Origin of the sequence: Mycolicibacterium chlorophenolicum (assembly GCF_001044235.1) — a bacterium.
GTDB lineage: Bacteria > Actinomycetota > Actinomycetes > Mycobacteriales > Mycobacteriaceae > Mycobacterium > Mycobacterium chlorophenolicum.
In genome coordinates, this window is record NZ_JYNL01000036.1 from 1 (window position 1) to 3940 (window position 3940).

Below are 3940 nucleotides of genomic sequence, written 5' to 3' on the forward strand. Positions count from 1 at the left end.
CGAACCTAGCGTCTACGGCCGCGTACTACGCTCACCACCAGATCGGGAAGCACACCGGTCACACGAAACGAGGTGTGCATCAAAACCGGGACGGTTCAGATCTACTCCAACCTCCCGCGCCCACAGAACAACTCAATAGGCGACGCGACCCCGTCAAAGGCAGCTTGACAAACATAGGAGCATCGAGCGATTTCACCGCACCCTGGCCGACGAATGGGCCTACGCCCGCCTCTACACCAGCGACGCTGAACGCTGCGCTGAATTCCCGCTGGTTACACACCTACAATCACTGTGAGTCTTGCGGAGGCTGGTCTGGGACTGGCTGGCAGGGTTAGCGGCGGTCGTCTCGCCTCGGGTTGTGACTCCTACAATCACTCGCCCCGCGTGGGTGCGTTCCGGTGGACATGTCCGGCACCGGGGCGGGCGGCCGACGCTGGCCCGGCTCCACCTCGGTGACTTGATCAGAAGACTGCCCCAACCCGCCCAAGGGGCGGATCGTGGCTCATCACAGTGCTGTCCCGAAGTGACTTCCATCCAGGCCGGCGCCGGCCGCGTCGGCGGCCGGATCTATCCCCGCTACTGGAAGGAAGCCCGCCACCATGACCATTGTTGCGCACGCTTACCCGTTCATCATTGGAGTCGACACCCACGCCCGCACGCACACCCTCGCCGTTTTGGTCGCTGCCACCGGCGAACTGGTCGCCACCGAGCAGTTCCCCACCACCGATGCGGGCTTGGATCGGGCCGTCTTATGGGCCGCGCGCCGCACCGGCGGCGAACTGAGCGCCTTGTGGGTCATCGAGGGTGTCGCCTCTTACGGTGCCCGCCTGGCCTCGACGGTCAACCGGGCCGGCTTCGAGGTCGTGGAGGCAGCTCGGATGGACACACGCGCCCACCGCGGTGCGGGCAAGTCCGACCCCTTGGACGCCCGCAGGATCGCCGCCGCAGTCCTGTCCCTCGAGCCTGAACAGCTGCGCCGGCCGCGCAGCGACGACGGTATCCGGGCGGCATTGCGGGTTCTCGTTACCGCTCGTGAGCACATGACTACCGAACGCACCGCGACCGTCAACGCACTTACCGCGTTGCTGCGTGTAGCCGCCTTGGGTATAGACGCTCGGAAGTCACTGACCACCAAGCAGATTAGCGATATCGCCCGCTGGCGCAGTCGCGTTGAAGACGTCGCTACGATTGCCGCTCGCGCCGAGGCAGCCCGGCTGGCTAAGCGGGTGGTCGCTCTCAACGAGGAACTCACCGCCAACCACGCGCAGATGATCGATCTCATCCACGCCAGCAAGGCCGCTGTACTGCTGGACAAGACTGGCATCGGCCCCGTTACCGTCGCAGTGGTCTACACCGCCTGGTCGCACGCTGGCCGGGTTCGCTCCGAAGCGGCGTTCGCCGCCCTGGCTGGCGTCAATCCGATCCCCGCTTCCTCGGGCAACACGATCCGTCACCGACTCAACCGAGGCGGCGACAGGCGGCTCAATCGTGCTCTGCACATGGCCGTGATCACCCGTATGACCCACGACCCGGACACCCGGGCCTACGTCGAACGGCGCCGCGCGGAAGGTCGATCCACCAAGGAGATCCGACGCTGCCTCAAGCGCTACCTTGCCCGCCACCTCTACCGAACCCTGCAGAGACTTCACGCCGAGCCCGCGTCCATTCCGCAGGCAGCTTGACAGACATAGAAGAGTCCACCGCGGCCACACCGCACTCAAGGGTCAACCACCCGCCAGCCGCGTACCTAACCTCTCAGGTCAGTACAGCGTTCGCTCACGGTCAGCGCTGGTCGTCGCGTGGTCTACTGCTACCTCTGCGGCGGTGTCGGCTGCCGACCGGGCGTACTGGCCCTGCCGGTCCGGGTCGGTCTCGGATTGCGCAGTGTGCAGGTCACTTTCGGCGCTCTGCAGACTCGCCGGTACCGGTGTGGTCATGACGCGGACGCTACGGAGGTCCGCGCGGCCACGTCCACCACTAGAGCCAACATCGCCGCCCACTTTCTTTCCGAGGGTGGAGGCCGCTTGCATGCAGGCCCGTCCGCCGTTGGTTGCTTCGTGCGCCGCCGCGCCGCAGCTCTGAGACGGGTTGCCCGACCCGCCGGCAGGTCGGGGGCAGGAAACGAAAGGCCAGGATGAGGGTGCCTCGGTGGGTGGATGCGTTTCGTGTGATGACCGAAAAGTATTGCTAGTCAACGCATTACACGATAGACTGTCAACTATAGATAACACCCACTCGAAAGGTTAGACCCATGAAGACTCGCCTCACCGAAGCCCACCTCACCCCCGCGGCTCTGGTCAGCCACACCATGATTCGCATTCAGGGCGAACAAGACGGCGACCTTGCCGTCTACCACGCGTGCTCACCCAACGCCCGGCTGCGGCTGCAATGGGGCGGCATCCTGATGACGATGCTCAACGCGCAGGCCTGCCAGGGTGTGCTCGAAGGTTTCAGCGCGGCCCGCGCGGCGATGACCTTGATCCCCCGCCAGATCCCGGCACCGGCCCCGGCGGCAGCCGATCCGTTCGCCCTGCCCACCGTGGCCATCGACTGGACCCGGCGACCCGCCTACGCGGTCGTTCCCCGCCAAGAACTCTCCCGGGACCGCAAGCGCCAACTCAAGTGGCTAGACCTTCACATGGGCCCGGTGACTTTCCAGATTCTTGACCAGGCCGGATGCATCGGTGCGGTGGAGATTCTGCAGGCCGCGCATCACACCGCGACCAGTGTCTTCTTGGACGGCCCCGAGCATGCACAGGACCCCGGCGAGAAGGACTACACGCCGCCGCCGAATACGTAGGCGGTTATCCACAACCGACCCGACGCCGGGCCTGTTATCCACAACCACGGATAGCAGGCCCGGCGTTTGGCGTTGCAGGCCGCACAATCGCTGTAGGTCCGAGAACTCCCCCACCGATGAGAGGCCCCCACCATGACTGTGCCCTGGTCGCTGACCACCACCGCACCTCAGCGAATCGACACCACAATTGGCACCGCAGATGACCACGACGCGGCAGTGACCGCCGTGCTGTTCGCCGCCCAGGACGCCATTGCCGCCGCCGAGCTATCCGCAGCGCCAGCGGCCCGCTACGAGCTGCGCGCGGCCGACGAACTGGTGGCGCTCCTTCAGACCGGAGCCGACGAAGACGGCAGGCCCGATTACGCGTCGACCAGCCGGCTGATTCAGCGCATCGAGTGGCAGCGCTACCTCAGTGCCGCGCCGTACTGAGCGTCTGGGTCTCCAACAGGGTTGCAGGTTCAACGCCGAGGGCGCGGGCCAGATGCACCAGCACCACCACGGTCGGGCACTTGTTTCCCGCCTCGACAGTGTTCAGATATACCCGGCTGATTCCCGCGAGCTGGGCAAGCCTGGTCTGCGAAAGGCCGGCGGCGGTGCGGTGTTCACGGATGGCCGCACCGAGGGCGGCGATGATCTCCGAACCGTCGTCCGTGGACGCATTGCCGTCCATGCCCAGCTCCCTCCGGCGGTATCTCCTATAGGTTACACCGCCATCGTAGGCGCGAGGGCTCTCAGAACAGCACAGCATCATTGGTCGCCTCCTGCCACCACGCTTCGAACCCCGGACGTGCCTTGTCCTCCACCACGGCGGGACACACCACGAAGAAGTGCTCCAACGCCGGAAGCTGCTCGCCCCGTTCGCGGAGCACCTGGCGCGTAACTCCATCAACACCGATCCGGCGCTCACCGACAACCGCCTGGCGGCCCGAGTCTGTGCGCATTGCGAACGGGCAGAGTCCGCAGGCTGATTTTGTCCATTGGCGCGAGGTGACCCGGGCGATGAAGTCCACGCAACGCGCACGGTCCCAGCCCCACTCGCGAGACCGCTGTGGGTTCAGGATTTCTGAAGGGTCAGATCGACGAACTCAGGGCAGAACTTCGCTTCGGAGCATACGCGGGCCGTGCGCCGAGTTATTGCAC

Annotated in this window: 6 protein-coding genes and 2 pseudogenes; 5 read left to right on the forward strand and 3 right to left on the reverse strand. The window is 65.5% G+C overall.

Annotated elements, in window-relative coordinates:
• Positions 1-142 precede the first annotated feature (142 nt).
• The 3 genes and pseudogenes from MCHLDSM_RS36165 to MCHLDSM_RS40465 form a co-directional block, all read left to right on the forward strand.
• A pseudogene (locus MCHLDSM_RS36165) lies at positions 143-290 on the forward strand (IS481 family transposase); the annotation flags it as partial.
• Between the two features lie 309 nt (positions 291-599).
• Positions 600-1682: an IS110 family RNA-guided transposase gene (locus MCHLDSM_RS17385; RefSeq protein ID WP_014805535.1), complete on the forward strand. Its 1083-nt coding sequence runs from the start codon at positions 600-602 to the stop codon at positions 1680-1682.
• Positions 1660-1770: pseudogene (locus MCHLDSM_RS40465) on the forward strand (IS481 family transposase); the annotation flags it as partial. The gene MCHLDSM_RS17385 and the pseudogene MCHLDSM_RS40465, both read left to right, overlap by 23 nt.
• Here MCHLDSM_RS40465 and MCHLDSM_RS38490 read toward each other — a convergent pair.
• Positions 1761-1937 carry a hypothetical protein gene (locus MCHLDSM_RS38490; protein WP_162131315.1) on the reverse strand — a complete coding sequence of 59 codons (177 nt, stop codon included), beginning with the start codon at positions 1935-1937 and terminating at the stop codon, positions 1761-1763. The pseudogene MCHLDSM_RS40465 and the gene MCHLDSM_RS38490 overlap by 10 nt on opposite strands.
• Before the next feature lie 314 nt (positions 1938-2251).
• On the opposite strand from MCHLDSM_RS38490, the gene MCHLDSM_RS17390 reads away from it, so the two are divergent.
• Both MCHLDSM_RS17390 and MCHLDSM_RS17395 read left to right on the forward strand, forming a co-directional pair.
• Complete coding sequence (locus MCHLDSM_RS17390) at positions 2252-2800, forward strand: hypothetical protein (protein ID WP_014805563.1); 549 nt, start codon at positions 2252-2254, stop codon at positions 2798-2800.
• Between the two features lie 132 nt (positions 2801-2932).
• Entirely contained in the window at positions 2933-3229 is a 297-nt protein-coding gene (locus MCHLDSM_RS17395; RefSeq protein ID WP_014805562.1) for a hypothetical protein, read from the forward strand.
• Here the strand turns inward: MCHLDSM_RS17395 and MCHLDSM_RS17400 are convergent.
• Together MCHLDSM_RS17400 and MCHLDSM_RS36175 are read right to left on the reverse strand one after the other, a co-directional pair.
• A complete protein-coding gene (locus tag MCHLDSM_RS17400) occupies positions 3210-3470 on the reverse strand; it encodes a helix-turn-helix domain-containing protein (protein WP_014805561.1) in 261 nt (86 codons plus the stop codon). The genes MCHLDSM_RS17395 and MCHLDSM_RS17400 overlap by 20 nt on opposite strands.
• A 61-nt stretch (positions 3471-3531) precedes the next feature.
• A complete protein-coding gene (locus tag MCHLDSM_RS36175; RefSeq protein WP_082730657.1) occupies positions 3532-3810 on the reverse strand; it encodes a hypothetical protein in 279 nt (92 codons plus the stop codon).
• Positions 3811-3940: the final 130 nt, after the last annotated feature.